Consider the following 16,174-nt stretch of genomic DNA (forward strand, 5'->3'; position numbering starts at 1 on the left):
GCCAGGGAGCTGGCGATGTTGTTTGCACGGGTGATTCTAGTCATTCAGATGGTGGCACTGGCCGGTTTGGGCCTGGCCTACTTCGTCCGCCCCCACGAGATGGCCAACCTCAGTGGCATGCTGCTGATGGCGCCTGCCGCGGCGACCGATGTGCGTGCCTATTACGGCGGCCTGCAGCTCGGCTTGGCGGCCTTTCTCGGTCTGGCGCTGGCGCGCCTCGACCTGACCCGCGCCGCCCTGACCCTGCTGGTGCTGCTGTACAGCGCCCTGGCGCTGGCGCGTATCGGCGGCCTGTGGCTGGACGGCGGCGCCCAGCAGACCTTCAACCTGCTGGCATTGCTGATCGAGGTGGTTTCTGCCGGGTTGGCCTTCTGGGCCTTGCGCGGGTTGTCACGGCTATAACGCGATGCCGACGATGGGGGCTGGCGCTACGTGGTTGCAATGTGAACAGGTTACCTTCGCGCCGCGCGAGCGGGCTGCAGGGGCGCCGCTTCCCGCATTACCTGATGGGCCAGTAAGGATAAGCAATGCTTGAGTTGGCTGCGGCATTCATCTGTCTGACGACGCTGATGACATACGTCAGCTACCGCTTCACCAATCTACCGCCAGCGATCGGGGTCATGGCGACTGCCTTGATCTTCTCGCTGGTGCTGCATGGGGTGACCCTCGCAGGCTACCCGGTGCCTGAGGAGCAGATCGGCGACATGCTTCGGCAGATGTCATTCCAGAGCCTGTTGATGGACTGGATGCTGTCATTCCTGCTGTTCGCCGGTGCCCTGCATGTCAAACTTGACGACCTGCACAGCTATAAGTGGCCGATCGGCTTGCTGGCGACCGTGGGGGTGCTGCTCTCGACGCTGATGATTGCAGGCATGGCCTACTGGATGTTGGGGCTGTTTGGTTGGTCGGTGAGTTTCCTCTATTGCCTGCTGTTCGGTGCGCTTATCTCGCCAACCGATCCGATTGCGGTGCTGGGCATACTGCGCAGCGCGGGGGCGCCGAAACCGCTGGAAACCACCATCGTCGGCGAGTCGCTGTTCAACGACGGTACAGCCGTGGTGCTGTTCACAGTGCTGCTGACCATCACCCTGCAGGGCCATGCACCTTCAACGCTGGGCATTGTCGAACTGTTCGCCACCGAGGCATTGGGTGGCATTGTTCTGGGGCTGCTGCTGGGCTACGGCGTTTACCTGATGATGCGTTCGATCGACCAGTATCAGGTCGAGGTGATGTTGTCGCTGGCCCTGGTTATTGGTGGTTCCGCACTGGCGGCGGGCGCCCATGTCTCGGCGCCGATCGCCATGGTCGTGGCCGGGCTGATCATCGGCAACCAGGGCCGTCGCCATGGCATGTCCGACCAGACCCGGCGCTATGTCGACAAGTTCTGGGAGTTGATCGACGAGATGCTCAACGCGTTTCTGTTTGCCTTGATGGGCCTGGAAATCCTCCTGTTGCCCTTCTCCTGGCTGAATGTCGCGGCGGGCATGTTGATGGCCCTGCTGGTGCTGGGCGCGCGCATCGTGACCATCGCCCCGGCCATCCTTCTGCTGCGTCGCCTCCCGAAATCAGGTGAAGGCATTCCCGAGGGGGCGATTCGCATCCTCTCCTGGGGCGGGTTGCGCGGTGGTATCTCGGTGGCCTTGGCGTTGTCTCTGCCGGTTGGCCCTGAGCGCGACCTGCTGTTGAGCATCACCTACGTCATCGTCCTCGGTTCGATCCTGATCCAGGGGCTGACCATCGGGCCGATGGTGAAGAAGATCTGCCACGACAAGACTGCTGTCGCAGATGATTGAAGTAGCTGGCCGTGGCTAGGTCGGGCGGCTTTTAGCGCCGCTCCAGCAGCACACCTGACTCCATGTGGTGGGTGTAGGGGAACTGATCGAACAGCGCGCAGCGCGTGACCCGGTGGGTGTCGCCGAGCTGGGCGATGTTGGCGGCCAGGGTCTCGGGGTTGCAGGAGATGTAGAGGATGCGCTCGAAGCGCCGGGTCAGTTCGCAGGTGTCCGGGTCCATGCCGGCGCGCGGTGGGTCGACGAACACGCTGCCGAAGTCGTAGCTCTTCAGATCGATGCCGGCCAGGCGGCGGAACGGCCGCACCTCGTTGAGCGCTTCAGTCAGCTCTTCGGCGGACAGGCGCACCAGGCACACGTTGTCCACGCCGTTGTCGGCCAGATTGGCCAGGGCGGCGTTGACCGAGGATTTGCTGATCTCGGTGGCCAGCACCTTGCGCACCCGGGTGGCCAGCGGCAGGGTGAAGTTGCCGTTGCCGCAATACAGCTCCAGCAGGTCGTCCTGGCGTTCGCCCAGTGCCTCGTGGGCCCAGCCGAGCATCTTCTGGTTGACCTCGCCGTTGGGCTGGGTGAAGGCGCCTTCCGGCTGGCGATAGCGGAAGTGGCGGCCGGCCACCTGCAGCTGTTCCTCCACATAGTCCTTGCCGATGACGATGCGCTTGCCGCGCGAACGGCCTACCAGATTAACCTGCAGGTCGGCGGCGAGCTTCTCCGCTTCGGCTTGCCAGGCCGCGTCCAGCGGGCGGTGATAGCACAGGGTGATCAGCGCATCGCCACTCAGGGTGGTGAGGAACTCGACCTGAAACAGCTTGAAAGAAAGCACCTCGCTGGCCTGCCAGGCGGCTTTCAGGCGCGGCATCAGTGCATTTATCTGCGCGCTGGCGATGGGGAAGTCGTCGAAGAAGATCGGCGTGTGTTTGTCGCCGGCCTCGAACATCGCGTAATGGCGCTTGCCGTCTTCGCGCCACAGGCGGAACTCGGCGCGCAGGCGGTAGTGCTCGCGCGGCGATTCGAACACCTGCGGTTCGGGGGCATCGAAGGGCGCCAGCAGCTCGACCAGGCGGGCTTTCTTTTCGGCGAGTTGGGCGGCGTAGCTGGCGGGATCGAATTGGGGACGGCTCATGGGTTACTCGGGAATTTGAATGTTGCAGCGCAATTAGAGCGCCGCGTAACCCGGCGCATTGGAGGCGATTTGGATAAATGGTGGGTTACGGCGCGTCAATATCCGCTGTGTTGTCATGTATTGCCTGCGCGCCTAACCCACCCTACGGATCATTACGCGAACCAGCCCAGCTTGATCACGAACAATACCGACAACACCACCAGCGCCGGGTTGAGGTCGCGCCAGCGGCCAGCCAGCAGCTTGATCAGGGTCCAGGCGATGAAGCCGAAGGCGATGCCGTTGGCGATCGAGAAGGTCAGGGGCATGGCCAGGGCGGCAACCACCACCGGCGCGGCGACGGTGAGGTCGTCCCAGTCTATCTGCGCCAGGCTGCTCATCATCAGCACGGCGACGAACAGCAGCGCCGGTGCGGTGGCGAAGGCCGGTACGGCACCGGCCAGCGGGGCGAAGAACAGACTGAGCAAAAACAGCAGGGCGACCACGCAGGCGGTCAGGCCGGTGCGCCCGCCAGCGGCGATGCCGGCAGCGGATTCGATATAGCTGGTGGTGGTCGAGGTGCCCATGGCGGCACCGGCCATGGTCGCCGTGCTGTCGGCCAGCAGGGCACGACCCAGGCGCGGCATCTTGCCGTCCTTGTCCAGCAGGTCGGCCTTCTGTGCCACGCCGACCAGGGTGCCGGAGGTGTCGAACAGGTCGACGAAGAGGAAGGCGAAGATCACGCTGAGCAGGCCGATGTCCAGGGCGCCCATGATGTCCAGTTGCAGCAGGGTCGGCAGCAGCGAAGGCGGCATCGACACCACGCCACTGAGTTGCGACAGCCCGAGCAGGATCGACAGCCCGGTGACCAGCAGGATGCCGATCATCACCGCACCCGTGACCTTGCGGTAGGCCAGGGCGGCAATCACGAAGAAGCCCAGGCAGGCCAGCAGCACGCCGCCCTGGCTCATGTCGCCGAGGGTCACCAGGGTGGCCGGATGGTCGACCACGATGCCGGCGTTCTTCAGCGCGATGATCGCCAGGAACAGGCCGATGCCGGCGGCAATGCCGGCGCGCAGGGCCATGGGGATGCTGTTGATGATCCACTCGCGGATCCTGAAGATCGACAGCGCGAAGAAGATCACCCCGGAGAGAAACACTGCGCCCAGGGCCACCTGCCAGGTGTGGCCCATGGTCAGGACCACGGTGTAGGTGAAGAAGGCGTTGAGACCCATGCCCGGCGCCAGGGCGATCGGGTAGTTGGCCAGCAGGCCCATGATCGCCGAGCCGATGGCCGCCGCCAGGCAGGTGGCGACGAATACCGCACCCTTGTCCATGCCGGTTTCGGCGAGCATGTTGGGGTTGACGAAGAGGATGTAGGCCATGGTCAGGAAGGTGGTGAGACCGGCCAGGACCTCGGTACGCACCGTGGTGTGATGCGCTTTGAGGTGGAAGATTCGTTCCAGCATGCAGGGCTCCCCGTGGCGTCAGTCACGCCGTCAATGTGCAGACCGAAAGCAAAGCACATCCATGCGCATGTGCACGATTTTGCTGGCGATCTGGAAAAAGGCGCGCATCATAACAGCTCGTCCGCAAGCGGTGCAGGCATGACCCTGCGGGCGTTTTTCGTTGTGCTTTTCGAGGAGGCAAACATGACTTCACGTGCCCTTGTCACCATTGCCGATGGCGTGGAAGATATCGAATGCGTGACCTTGATCGACGTGCTGCGGCGTGCCGAGGTCGAGGTGGTGGTCGCTAGCATCGAAGGTCGGCGCATGATCACCTGCGCCCGCGGTACCCGCTTGACCGGCGACACCATGCTGGTCGACGTGCTGGCCCAGGAGTTCGACCTGATCGTGCTGCCCGGCGGCATGCCCGGCGCGCAACGCCTGGCCGAGCACGAGCCACTGGCCGAGCGGGTGCGCCGGCAGGCCAAGGCCGGCAAGTTGTTCGCCGCGATCTGCGCAGCGCCAGCGGTGGCCCTGCAGGCGTTCGGCGTGCTGCAGCAGCGGCGCATGACCTGCTACCCGAGCTTCAGTGAGCGCCTCAGCGGTTGCACCTTCGTCGACCAGCCGGTGGTGGTCGACGGCAACTGCATCACCAGCCAGGGCCCGGGCACCGCGCTCGAGTTCGCCCTGACCCTGGTCGAGCAACTGCGCGGCAAGGGCACGCGCAAGCAGGTGGCCGAGGCCATGCTGGTGCATTGAGCGCTTGTGAAAAAACGCTCGCTCCTGCGCTCGATTTTTCACAACCTCTGCGCAGAGGCTCAGGCGGTTTTGCTTGGCTCGTGCTGCGGGCTCAGGTGATCGCGCTTCGCCAGTTCCGGGAACAGTTTGATCCAGGCGCCGGTGACCAGCAGGGCGCCGACCCCGCCGATCAGCACCGCCGGTACGGTGCCAAACCAGGCGGCGCTGACCCCGGCACGGAACTCGCCGAGCTGGTTCGAGGCGCCGATGAACAGGCCGTTCACCGCGCCGACCCGGCCGCGCATATCGTCCGGCGTCTGCAGCTGCACGAAGGCGCCGCGGATGACCATGCTGACCATGTCCGCCGCGCCCAGCAGCACCAGGGTCGCCAGGCTGAACCAGAGCGAGGTGGACAGGCCGAAGCCGATGGTCGCCACGCCGAAGATCGCCACCGAGATGAAGATCACCGGGCCGACCCGGCGCTCGATGGGGAAGTGCGCCAGCCACAGCGACATCAGCAACGCGCCCACCGCCGGCGCCGAACGCAGCAAGCCGAGGCCCCAGGGGCCGGTGAGCAGGATGTCCTTGGCGAATACCGGCAGCAGCGCGGTGGCGCCGCCGAGCAGCACCGCGAACATGTCCATGGAAATGGCGCCGAACACTTCGGGACGGCTGCGAATAAAACGAAAGCCGGCCAGCAGCGACTCCAGCGAAGCCTTCTGTTTCAGTGGCAACTGGCGCGACGGCAGGCTCAGCATCAGGCTCAGGGCGCCGATATACAGCAGTGCGGCGGGACCATAGACCCAGCCCGCATCCACGGCAAAGAGCAGGCCGCCGAGCGCCGGCGCGACTATGGTTGCGGTCTGCATCGCCGAGGCGGAAGCGGCCACTGCGGCGGGAAACAGTCCCGGCGGCACAATGTTCGGCAGCAGCGCCTGGGTGGTGGGCATCTCGAAGGCGCGGGCGCTGCCGAGCAGGAAGGCGATGAGGAAGATCATCTCGCGGCTGAGGCCGTTTACCGTGGTGCCAATCAGCAAGGCCAGGGCAGTCAGGGCCTGAGCGCCCTGGCACAGCGCGGCGACCTTGCGCCGGTCGAAGCGGTCCGCCACATGGCCGGTGAGCAGGATGAACAGGATCCGCGGGAGAAATTCGACCAGACCGACCAGGCCCAGGTCGAGCACATTGCCGGTGAGCGTGTACATCTGCCAACCAATGGCCACGGTGAGCATCTGGAAGCCGCTGGCGGTGCCGACACGAGCCAGCCAGAACGCGATGAAGGGGCGCTGGTGACGCAGGAGCAGTTTGCCGTGAACGCTCATGAGTTATTTAGATAGCTAACTACTGAAGGTGCGCCAGCCTAGCATGGCTGGCGGCTCGCACAAGTCTGCGGCGCGACAAATAACCACAGCGGCAAGCTCCGGAGGAGGCGCTACTCTTTGATCAATGCTTGATCCAGATCAAAACTCGCATTGGGTTTTTCTGAGGCCATCTTGGCCGAATCCGCTGCATCAGCCCGGCAATGACAAGAACAATCGCACCCTTTTGCGTTCCTATATCACCAGGAGCGCGCACATGGCTGTGCCCCGAATAACCTGAGTGAGGATGCTGCATGTTCGGCATAGAGGCGCTCGACCTGGCGCGAATCCAGTTCGGTTTCACCATTTCCTTCCACATCATCTTCCCGGCTATCACCATCGGCCTGGCCAGCTATCTGGCGGTATTGGAAGGCTTGTGGCTGAACACCCGGCAGGAGGTGTACCGCGATCTGTATCACTTCTGGGCGAAGATATTCGCGGTCAACTTCGGCATGGGCGTGGTCTCGGGCCTGGTCATGGCTTATCAGTTCGGCACCAACTGGAGCGCCTTCTCGGATTTTGCCGGGGCGGTCACCGGGCCGCTGCTGACCTATGAAGTGCTCACCGCATTCTTCCTCGAGGCAGGCTTTCTCGGGGTCATGCTGTTCGGCTGGCAGCGTGTCGGCCCCGGTCTGCACTTCTTCTCCACCCTGATGGTGGCGGTCGGCACCCTGATCTCGACCTTCTGGATTCTCGCCTCCAACAGCTGGATGCACACCCCCCAGGGCTTTGAGATCATCGACGGGCGGGTGATCCCGGTGGACTGGTTCGCCGTGGTGTTCAATCCATCCTTCCCCTACCGCCTGGCGCATATGGCCACTGCGGCCTTCCTCGCCACCGCATTCTTCGTCGGCGCGTCGGCGGCCTGGCACCTGCTGCGCGGCCGCGACAATCCGGCACTGCGCAAGATGCTCTCGATGGCCATGTGGATGGCCCTGCTGGTTGCGCCTATCCAGGCCATGATCGGCGACCTGCACGGCCTCAATACCCTCAAGTACCAGCCGGCGAAGATCGCCGCGATCGAGGGCCACTGGGAGAACCACGGCGACGAGCCGACCCCGCTGATCCTGTTCGGCTGGCCGGATATGCAGCGCGAAGAAACCCGCTTCAAGCTGGAGATTCCGGCGCTCGGCAGCCTGATCCTGACCCACAGCCTGGATCAGCAGGTGCCGGCGCTCAAGGAGTTCGCCAAGGAGGATCGGCCCAACGCGACTATCGTGTTCTGGACCTTCCGGGTCATGGTCGGCCTCGGCCTGCTGATGATCCTCACCGGTATCTGGGGCCTGTGGCTGCGCGCGCGCGGCCGCCTCTACCAGTCTCGGGCGTTTCTGCATATGGCGGTGTGGATGGGGCCTTCGGGCATCATCGCCATGCTCGCCGGCTGGTACACCACCGAGATCGGCCGCCAGCCGTGGATCATTCAGGGCCTGATGCGCACCGCCGACGCGTCCTCGGGGCACAGCTTCGCGCAGATGAGCCTGACCTTGGCGCTGTTCGTGGTGGTGTATTTCGCCCTGTTCGGTGCCGGGCTCGGCTACATGATGCGCCTGGTGCGCAAGGGACCGGTCACCGACGAAGGCAAGCAAGTCACCGAAGGCGGGCCCGGGCAGCAACGCACGCCGTCACGTCCGTTGTCCGCCGCAGATGAAGAGCTGGACGACAGCGACACCCCGAGTGCAAGGAGTTGAATATGGGCATCGATCTTTCGTTGATCTGGGCCGCGATCATCGCCTTCGGGGTGATGATGTACGTGGTCATGGACGGTTTCGATCTGGGCATCGGCATCCTCTTTCCCTTCGTCAAAAGCGAAGGCGAGCGCGATGTGATGATGAACACCGTGGCGCCGGTCTGGGACGGCAACGAGACCTGGCTGGTGCTCGGCGGCGCGGCGCTGTTCGGCGCCTTCCCGCTGGCCTATGCGGTGGTCTTGAGCGCGCTCTACCTGCCGCTGATCTTCATGTTGCTGGGTCTGATCTTCCGTGGCGTGGCCTTCGAGTTCCGCTTCAAGGCCAAGGCCGCCAAGCGTCATCTGTGGGACAAGGCCTTTATCGGCGGCTCGCTGACCGCGACCTTCTTCCAGGGCGTGGCGTTGGGGGCCTATATCGATGGCTTCGAGGTGGTGGACCGGGTGTTCGTCGGTGGTTCGCTGGACTGGTTCACGCCGTTCTCGCTGTTCTGCGGCCTGGCGCTGATCGTCGCCTACGCCTTGCTTGGCTGCACCTGGCTGATCATGAAGACCGAGGGCCGCCTGCAGCAGCAGATGCACGACCTGGCGCGGCCGCTGGTGTTCGTGGTGTTGGCGGTGACCGGCATCGTCAGCCTGTGGACGCCACTGGCCCATGCCGAGATCGCGCAACGCTGGTTCAGCCTGCCCAATCTGTTCTGGTTCATCCCGGTGCCGCTGCTGGTGTTGCTGTGCACCTGGGCGCTGCTGCGCGCGGTGGCCAGCAACGCCCACTATTCGCCGTTCCTGCTGACCCTGGCGCTGATCTTCCTCGGCTACAGCGGCCTGGGCATCAGTCTGTGGCCGAATATCATCCCGCCGTCGATCAGCATCTGGGAAGCCGCCGCACCGCCGCAGAGCCAGGGCTTCATCCTGGTCGGCGCGCTGTTCATCATCCCCTTCATCCTGATGTACACCGCCTGGAGCTACTACGTGTTCCGCGGCAAGGTGACCGAGGAAGACGGCTATCACTGAGGTGCCCGCCATGCCGGAGCAACATGAGAAGAAACCGCTGTGGCAGCGCCTCGGCTGGCTGTTGCTGATCTGGTCCGCCAGCGTGTTGGCCCTGGGCGTGGTGGCGGGCTTGCTGCGGCTGTTTATGCAGGCGGCGGGGATGGGGACGCCCTGAGGGAGCGCCGCAACCGACCCTGGGTGGCTGTCCGGGAATAGACAGGCCTGCGCGACTCGTCCCCTCTATGCTCAGCCGCTGTTGCGGCGGGTGTTGCCGGCGCGGCGCAGGGCTGGGCAGAGGCCCTGGTCGACGGCGCCGATGTAGGGGTTGCCGTGGCCCATGACGCAGCCGACTTTCTGGTTGCGCCAGCGCTCCCATTCGCTGATCGGGTACTGGCGATTCCAGGCTTCGTAGGTGCGTCGGTCGAGCTTGGACAGGCGCAGCTTGTAGTGGTCGGCCATGTACAGGTAGATGCGCGCCGAGGCGCCGCGGGCCTGTTCGGGGGGCATGGCGGTTTTCTGTTTGAAGTTGACCACCATGGGGCAGGCGCCGTACTGCCGGGGTTTGTCGCCGAGCATGCCGAGGGCGTAGTTGGAGCGGTCGCCATTCACTTCGCCGATGCTCGGCACCAGGTTGTGCAGGTCGGCCTCGGCGGCCTTGAACACCGGGTCGCTGCGCGTGCAGTTCCTGCGCCCGCCGTGCTGCCAGCATTGGCGCTGGTGACCGATCACCCAGGCCGGCACCACATGCTCCCATTCCAGGCGCTGCGCGCGACGTTGTTGTTTGCGCACCTTGTAGCCGCAGCTGGCCAGGTCGACCTGCTTGCCGTTGTAGGCGCAGCCGCAATAGAAGGTGTTCGGTCGTTCGGCATAGAGTCGCCAGGCGATTTTCTTGGCGGCGGAGAAGTTTTGCGGGGCATCGGCGTGGATGGATACGGCAAACAGCAGGCAGAACAGGGCAATCAGGCGCGGCATGGAGGGCTCTGGGCAAAAAGTTGCGCATGATAGTGCCAGCAGAGCTGGCCAGGGGCCTGCAAGACGCTCTAGGACGAGGGTTTTCGGGTTTTTTTGAATCTCTGGGGCGCGGGAGTGTGGCAGGGCGACCCTAGGTGCGGTCAATCCAGGTGGACAGACGCGCGCATGACGCTCTCGCGACGGCGCTCGATATTTTCACAACCTCCGAGCGTTCCCACCTGGCGGTGGGAACGCTCGTTCGGTCAGACCTTGCGCACGAACTCGGACTTGAGCTTCATGGCTCCGATGCCGTCGATCTTGCAGTCGATGTCGTGGTCGCCGTCGCACAGGCGGATACCCTTGACCTTGGTGCCGACCTTGACCACCAGCGAGGAGCCTTTGACCTTGAGGTCCTTGATCACGCTGATGGTGTCGCCATCCTGCAGCACGTTGCCGACCGAGTCCTTGATCACTTTGTCGTCGTCTGCCGCCGCTTCGCCTGAGTCGTCGGCGGACCACTCGTGGGCGCATTCCGGGCAGATCAGCAGTTGGCCGTCTTCGTAGGTGAATTCGGAATTGCATTTGGGGCAGGCTGGCAGAGTGCTCACGGCGGGTCCTTGAGGTCAGGATTATGGAAAGCCGCAGATTATATAGGGTTTTACCGTGGATTTGAGCGCACGCGGCTGTGCGCTGCCGCGCAGCCTGTCACCCCGACCGTTTTCCGCCCCGCGCAGGGCGGGGCAGAGAGGCGGCACTACCAGCGTGGCGCGTAATGACCGCGGTTATAGCGTTGGTGCTTGCGGTAGCGATCATTGCGGTAGTGATGCCTGCGGTAGTGATGCTTGTTGTGGTGGCGGAATTTATGGCCCGACCGGTACTGGTAGCGCGGTTCTACCACCACCGTATAGGGGCGGTAATGCACGGGAGGCGGATGGTAGTAGCGCGGATAGGACTCGTAGTAGACCCGTGGTGGCGGCGCGCCGATTTCCACATACACCGGCGCGCGGTCATAGCGGCTACCGGCGACGATGGCGCCGCCGACCACGGCCCCGACCACCGCACCGGCAATCACGGCATTGCGATCGGAACCCCGTGCCGCTGCCTCGCCTGCCAGTGCCAGGCTGGCTACGAGCAGCGCAAGTAAAGGAATACGCGCAATCATGAGCGGATCTCCTGCAAATCGACGGCTGGCGCCGGTTACAGAATTTGACTGGCAGGCCGAAGAGAATCTCCCGCTGTCGATGTAAAGCTTGTGTAAAAGCGGGGACGCGCCGGCCGGAACCGGCGGCAGTGGTTTTATTGACTCTGCACAGTGCCGGCTAAGCGAAAGCACCTAGACTGGACGGATGCCGTCTGCCGAGGTCTGTTGTCCATGCCGCTTCTCATTACCGATCACCAGCAATTGCTCGAACACCTGCGTCTGCGCGCCGAGAACGAACAGCCGCATCGGTTGGTCGGCGAGCTTCTGGTGGATGGCGGTCACCTCGACCCGCAGAACTTGCAGCAGGCCCTGCGCCTGCAGGGGCAAAAGCCGGACCTCGGCCGGATCGGCGATATCCTGCTGCGGCGCAAGCTGATCGACCAGCAGCATCTGGCCGAGGCGCTGGTGCAGCAACTGGATAGCGCGCGGGTCGATCTGGAGGTCTTTCGGGTCGAGCCGCGGGCGTTGCTCCTGCTGCCCGAGCACCTGGCTCGGGAGTATCAGGTGTTGCCGCTGATGCTGGAGGGCGAGTTGCTGGTGGTGGCCGCGCCAACGCCGTCGGACAGCGAGCTGTTGCACCTGCTCGGTTTTGTCAGCGGCAAGCGGGTCGAAGCTATTTATGTGAGCAGCGAAGAGGTGCAGGCGGCGATCAATCTGCACTACGGCGTGGCCACCGAATTGGAGTTGCCTGAACAACAGGGCCGGGAGCCCGAGTTGAGCCTGCACCGTATCCAGCAGTTGGCCGAGGACAAGCCAACGGTGCGTTTTGTCGACAGCCTGCTGGAGGATGCGATCGGTCGGCACGCCTCGGACATCCATCTGCGACCTGGTGAGCGGGAGGTCGTCGTGCTGTTTCGCATTGACGGTGTGCTGACGGAAATCCGCCGGATCAGGCCCGGCAACCTGCCGGCGATTGTCAGTCGGATCAAGATCATCGGCGGCATGAACATCGCCGAGCGGCGCCTGCCCCAGGATGGTCGGCATCTGGTGCGGCTAGGCGATCGGACTATCGACCTGCGCCTGTCGATCATGCCGACGGTGTATGGCGAGAGCGTGGTGATCCGCATCCTCGACACCCGACAGAGCCTCAAGACGCTGGATCAGATTGGCTTCAACAGCGAGGATGCCAGGCGCTTTCGCAACCTGACCAGTCACAATCAGGGCATCCTGCTGGTGACCGGCCCGACCGGTTCAGGCAAGAGCACCACCCTGTACGCCGCCCTCAATGGCATCAAGACCACCGGGGTGAATATCATCACGGTCGAGGATCCGGTGGAGTACCAGATCGACGGGATTCGCCAGATTCAGGTCAAGCCGCAGATCGGCTACACCTTCGCCCGCGCCCTGCGGCACATTCTGCGGCATGACCCGGACGTGATCATGGTCGGCGAGATCCGTGACCAGGAGACCGCGATCATGGCCACCGAGAGTGCCCTGACCGGCCATCTGGTGCTCTCCACCCTGCATACCAACAGCGCCGCGACCACGGTGACCCGCTTGCTGGAAATCGGCGTCGCGCCCTATCTGCTCAACGCCAGCCTGCTCGGGGTACTGGCCCAGCGTCTGGTGCGGCGCAACTGCCCGCAATGCCTGGAAGAGGAGCAGGTGCCGGATTATGTGCGTACGGCGCTGGGCCTGGATGCGCAGGAGACCTTTTATGTCGGCCGTGGCTGCAGCCATTGCCACGGCAAGGGGTTTGCCGGGCGCGTGGCCGCCTATGAGCTGCTCGAGGTCACACCGGCCTTGCGCGCCCTGATCCAGCCGGCGGTGGCGGCCCAGGCCATCGAGGCGCAGGCCATTGCCGACGGCATGCGTCCCCTGACCCAGAGTGCCCTGGCCCTGGCACGGGACAAGCTGATCGCATTGGCCGAGGTGTATCGGGTGCGTCTGGAATAAACGCCGGAGCTGGCTTGCTTGCGGCCTGGTTGCCTGCTCGGCCGGCTGCGCGCCGCTCAGTCATACTCCGCTTCTTCGTGCTCGCCCAATAGCCGGCGCTGGCGTGGCGTGCAGGCGGCCAGCACCTCGGGGGTGAAACGCCAGGTCAGGTAGGGCGAGAACTTCTGCGCGACCATGCGTCGGCCGTAATGCACCTGCAGCAGGTAGCGGCTGCGGTCCGCCGTGCGGTTGTGGCTGCCGGCATGCCACAGTTCGCTGCGAAACATCAGTACATCGCCGGCGCGGCACAGCAGCGGCTGCGCCGGCACACCCTGCCACTGGCTTTCGCCCGTCAACGGCTTGCGTCCGGCGCGGTGGCTGCCGGGAATCACCAGGGTCGGGCAGAGGTCCGCGTCGATGTCGTCGAGGTAGAAATGCGCCGTGCAGATCTGCATCGGCAGCTCGAAGGCCGGGTCGGCCAGCAACGCCTCAGGCAACTCCATGACCAGATAGTCCAGGTGCAGTTCGCCGCCGACGAAACCGGGGTGGCTGCGCCAGGCCGTCTGGCCAATGATGTGGCAATCGGCGCCGAGGGCGGCCTCGGCCAGTTCGATCACGCCCGGCTGGTCGAGGTAGGCCAGCCAGAACGGATCGCGGTTGAACACGCACTTGTAGTGGTCGACCAGGCCGGAATAGTCCCAGTGCTGCGGCGTGAGGCGGTCGATGGCCGCGCGCAGCATGCCGATCTGCTGCGCGTCGAGCACGCCGGGGAGCACGGCGAAACCCTGCTGGTGCAGGGCCTGCAGGTGAGTGGCGGTGTGTTTCGGGTCGCCGTTGGCGATGTGCATGGCGCTACTCCTGCATGTCCTCCGCTATGCGGGCACGTTGTCAGGGCCTCACTGGAGCGCCCGCCGGCTCGGGCCAGTTCAATGTGCCGGAGTCGCTAAAGCGCCTGGTGCCGAACAGGCCGCCGGCCAGTTTGCCGCGCAGTGCGTAGGGCAGGTCCTGTCCCGGTTTATAGTCGCTGACGCCCCAGGCCTGGCGCATGACCGAATAGGCGGAAATGCTCACCGGCACGCTAATCACGGTTTCGCCGAAGCGCGGCACCTGGCCGCTCTGGTTGCTCACCCCGCTGGCCAGCGGTTGTTTGTTGATGTCGAGTTGCAGGGCCACGCCGTTGTAATCGATGGCCCCTTCATTGGGGTTCTGGATCCGCAGTTTCACCGCAAAGCGCATCTCCAGTCCTTCGCCCGGCAGCGGCTCCAGGCCGACCAGATCGATATGCAGCGGGTCGCGGGGGACCAGGCTGCTGCAGGCGCCGAGGCCGAGCAGCAGGCCGCAGACGAGGATCCGCAGCAGGTGGCTAAACAGTGGACGGGGACTCTGCATGGCGGGGCTTCCGATTATGGGCGGGACGCTATGGAAGACAGCGGTGCCGCGGCTTTTGCTCAGCGCGCGGGCTGTTGTCGTCAGGTTAGCCCGATTGGCGACTGTGTGTGCGGATCGCCCGGCGCCAATCTGCAGTTGGGGCGGCTTCAACCGCGCTGTTTGGCGCTCAGCACCACGGCGACGCCGCCGAGCACGGCCAGCGAACTCAGGATCAGGCGCAGGCTCAAGGTTTCATCGAGCAGCAGGCTGCCGGCCAGGGCGGCGATGATGGGCACGCTGAGCTGCACGGTGGCGGCCTGGAACGCCTTCAATCCGCGCAGGGCGGTGTACCAGACGGCGTAGCCGATGCCGGAGGTCAGCGCGCCGGAGAGCAGGGCGTAGAGCAGCCCGGGGCCATCCCAGTTGGCCTGGTCGAGCAGCAGCGCGCTGGCCAGCAGCGCCAGCGGTGTGGCCCGCAGGAAGTTGCCGGCGGTGACCGCCAGCGGGTCGCCGCCGCCGCGGCCGAGCAGCGAGTAGACGCCCCAGGCCGCGCCGGCCAACAGCATCAGCAGGGCACCGCCGAGCGCCGGTGCGCTGGCGCCGGGCAGCAGCAGGGCGAGCAGGCCGCCCAGGGCCAGCAGCAGGCCGGTCGCGGTCGGCGCGGTGAAGCGCTCGCCGCGGTAGAACCCCCACAGCAGCATGCTGACCTGCACCGCACCGAACAGCAGCAGCGCGCCGACCCCGGCGTCCAGGCTGACATAGGCGAAGGAAAACGCCGCCGCATAGGCGAACAGCGCAACGGCACCGGACCAGCTGCCGGCCAGCTCGCCATCGCCATCGCCACGGCGCAGGCGCAGACGCAGCAACAGCCACAGGGTCAGGGCGCCGGAGGTGAGACGCAGGCTGGTGAAGCTGGCAGCGTCGATCTCGGTGTCTTTCAGCGCCAGGCGGCAGAGCAGCGAGTTGCCGGCAAAGGCGAGCATGGCCAGGGCGGTCAGGAGCAGGGTGCGAAGGGGCATGGCCATCCTTGTGCGCGGGGCAAGTCGGCCTATCTAAGCACAGCGAGGGCGCCGGGAGGATAGGCCGAAAGTTGCAGGGCGCCGCGGCACCATCGAGCCACCAGAGCAAAGCCCCCTGCGGTGGGCTATTACGCACCTGGCGACTCTGAACACTTTCGGGTCGACGTTAGACAGTTTTAGCTACGTGCAGCAGCCGACAATCCTTCGCAACGCGCGCCCCTCGGGGCGTGCAAACGCTTTAGGAGTCGGCCATGGCCATCAGTGTGTTTGACCTGTTCAAGATCGGTATCGGGCCTTCCAGCTCGCATACCGTCGGCCCGATGCGCGCCGCCGCGCTGTTCCTCGGCGCGCTACGTGAGCGGCGCATGCTGGCGCGGGTGCAGCGCGTGGAAGTGCGCCTGTATGGCTCGCTGTCGGCCACCGGCGTCGGCCACGGCAGCGACCGGGCGGTGATCATGGGCCTGATGGGCGACTGGCCGGATCAGATCGATCCGGCGAACATTGCGCCGCGGATTGAAGCACTGCACAGCAGCGGCACCTTGCAGCTGGACGGACGTTTGCCGATTGCCTTCGACTGGCAGCGCGACATGTTGCTGCTCGAAGAAAACCTGCCCTATCACCCCAATGCCATGACCCTGACGGCTTACGCGGCC

17 protein-coding genes are annotated in these 16,174 nt (G+C 64.8%); 8 read left to right on the top strand and 9 right to left on the bottom strand.

The window, feature by feature from the left end; all coding sequences use genetic code 11:
• The first annotated feature begins 15 nt into the window (after positions 1–15).
• The gene (locus R3355_RS17930) at positions 16–402 is read left to right on the top strand and encodes a DUF4345 family protein (RefSeq protein ID WP_318948550.1); all 387 of its coding nucleotides are present in this window, start codon (positions 16–18) and stop codon (positions 400–402) included.
• Between the two features lie 125 nt (positions 403–527).
• Complete coding sequence (locus R3355_RS17935) at positions 528–1,793, top strand: sodium:proton antiporter (protein ID WP_318962428.1); 1,266 nt, start codon at positions 528–530, stop codon at positions 1,791–1,793.
• 31 nt (positions 1,794–1,824) lie between these two features.
• On the opposite strand, the gene trmA is transcribed toward R3355_RS17935, so the two are convergent.
• Both trmA and R3355_RS17945 read right to left on the bottom strand, forming a co-directional pair.
• Positions 1,825–2,913, bottom strand: a complete 1,089-nt coding sequence (gene trmA / locus R3355_RS17940) for a tRNA (uridine(54)-C5)-methyltransferase TrmA (protein ID WP_318962429.1) — start codon at positions 2,911–2,913, stop codon at positions 1,825–1,827.
• Between the two features lie 152 nt (positions 2,914–3,065).
• Positions 3,066–4,358, bottom strand: coding sequence for an NCS2 family permease (locus R3355_RS17945; RefSeq protein ID WP_318948547.1), 1,293 nt, complete (start codon positions 4,356–4,358; stop codon positions 3,066–3,068).
• Positions 4,359–4,541: 183 nt separating this feature from the next.
• Between R3355_RS17945 and R3355_RS17950 the strand changes: the two genes are divergently transcribed.
• Positions 4,542–5,096: a DJ-1 family glyoxalase III gene (locus R3355_RS17950; RefSeq protein ID WP_318948546.1), complete on the top strand. Its 555-nt coding sequence runs from the start codon at positions 4,542–4,544 to the stop codon at positions 5,094–5,096.
• A gap of 59 nt (positions 5,097–5,155) precedes the next feature.
• Here R3355_RS17950 and R3355_RS17955 read toward each other — a convergent pair whose 3' ends face one another.
• A complete protein-coding gene (locus tag R3355_RS17955; RefSeq protein ID WP_318962430.1) occupies positions 5,156–6,394 on the bottom strand; it encodes an MFS transporter in 1,239 nt (412 codons plus the stop codon).
• 290 nt (positions 6,395–6,684) lie between these two features.
• On the opposite strand from R3355_RS17955, the gene R3355_RS17960 reads away from it, so the two are divergent.
• The 3 genes from R3355_RS17960 to R3355_RS17970 are packed head-to-tail and all read left to right on the top strand — an operon-like array spanning position 6,685 to position 9,282.
• Positions 6,685–8,118: a cytochrome ubiquinol oxidase subunit I gene (locus R3355_RS17960; protein WP_318962431.1), complete on the top strand. Its 1,434-nt coding sequence runs from the start codon at positions 6,685–6,687 to the stop codon at positions 8,116–8,118.
• Between the two features lie 2 nt (positions 8,119–8,120).
• A complete protein-coding gene (gene cydB / locus R3355_RS17965; protein WP_318962432.1) occupies positions 8,121–9,128 on the top strand; it encodes a cytochrome d ubiquinol oxidase subunit II in 1,008 nt (335 codons plus the stop codon).
• A 10-nt stretch (positions 9,129–9,138) separates the two neighbouring features.
• A complete protein-coding gene (locus R3355_RS17970) occupies positions 9,139–9,282 on the top strand; it encodes a DUF2474 domain-containing protein (protein ID WP_318948542.1) in 144 nt (47 codons plus the stop codon).
• A 71-nt stretch (positions 9,283–9,353) separates the two neighbouring features.
• On the opposite strand, the gene R3355_RS17975 is transcribed toward R3355_RS17970, so the two are convergent.
• From R3355_RS17975 to R3355_RS17985, 3 genes are all read right to left on the bottom strand, one after another.
• Positions 9,354–10,079, bottom strand: coding sequence for an endonuclease (locus R3355_RS17975; protein ID WP_318962433.1), 726 nt, complete (start codon positions 10,077–10,079; stop codon positions 9,354–9,356).
• A 242-nt stretch (positions 10,080–10,321) separates the two neighbouring features.
• Positions 10,322–10,666, bottom strand: coding sequence for a zinc ribbon domain-containing protein YjdM (locus R3355_RS17980; protein ID WP_318962434.1), 345 nt, complete (start codon positions 10,664–10,666; stop codon positions 10,322–10,324).
• A 146-nt stretch (positions 10,667–10,812) separates the two neighbouring features.
• Positions 10,813–11,220 carry a hypothetical protein gene (locus tag R3355_RS17985; protein WP_318962436.1) on the bottom strand — a complete coding sequence of 136 codons (408 nt, stop codon included), beginning with the start codon at positions 11,218–11,220 and terminating at the stop codon, positions 10,813–10,815.
• 210 nt (positions 11,221–11,430) lie between these two features.
• Between R3355_RS17985 and R3355_RS17990 the strand changes: the two genes are divergently transcribed.
• A complete protein-coding gene (locus tag R3355_RS17990) occupies positions 11,431–13,155 on the top strand; it encodes a GspE/PulE family protein (protein ID WP_318962438.1) in 1,725 nt (574 codons plus the stop codon).
• A gap of 56 nt (positions 13,156–13,211) precedes the next feature.
• On the opposite strand, the gene R3355_RS17995 is transcribed toward R3355_RS17990, so the two are convergent.
• From R3355_RS17995 to R3355_RS18005, 3 genes are all read right to left on the bottom strand, one after another.
• On the bottom strand, positions 13,212–13,982 hold the full coding sequence (locus tag R3355_RS17995) for a phytanoyl-CoA dioxygenase family protein (RefSeq protein ID WP_318962439.1): 771 nt from the start codon (positions 13,980–13,982) through the stop codon (positions 13,212–13,214).
• A gap of 40 nt (positions 13,983–14,022) precedes the next feature.
• Positions 14,023–14,523, bottom strand: coding sequence for an LEA type 2 family protein (locus tag R3355_RS18000; RefSeq protein ID WP_318962441.1), 501 nt, complete (start codon positions 14,521–14,523; stop codon positions 14,023–14,025).
• A gap of 146 nt (positions 14,524–14,669) precedes the next feature.
• Positions 14,670–15,521, bottom strand: a complete 852-nt coding sequence (locus tag R3355_RS18005; RefSeq protein ID WP_318962442.1) for a DMT family transporter — start codon at positions 15,519–15,521, stop codon at positions 14,670–14,672.
• A gap of 251 nt (positions 15,522–15,772) precedes the next feature.
• Between R3355_RS18005 and R3355_RS18010 the strand changes: the two genes are divergently transcribed.
• Positions 15,773–16,174: serine dehydratase beta chain (locus tag R3355_RS18010; protein ID WP_318962443.1), on the top strand; the 402-nt coding region annotated here is incomplete at its 3' end.

Origin of the sequence: Pseudomonas sp., from assembly GCF_033723075.1 — a bacterium.
Lineage (GTDB): Bacteria > Pseudomonadota > Gammaproteobacteria > Pseudomonadales > Pseudomonadaceae > Aquipseudomonas.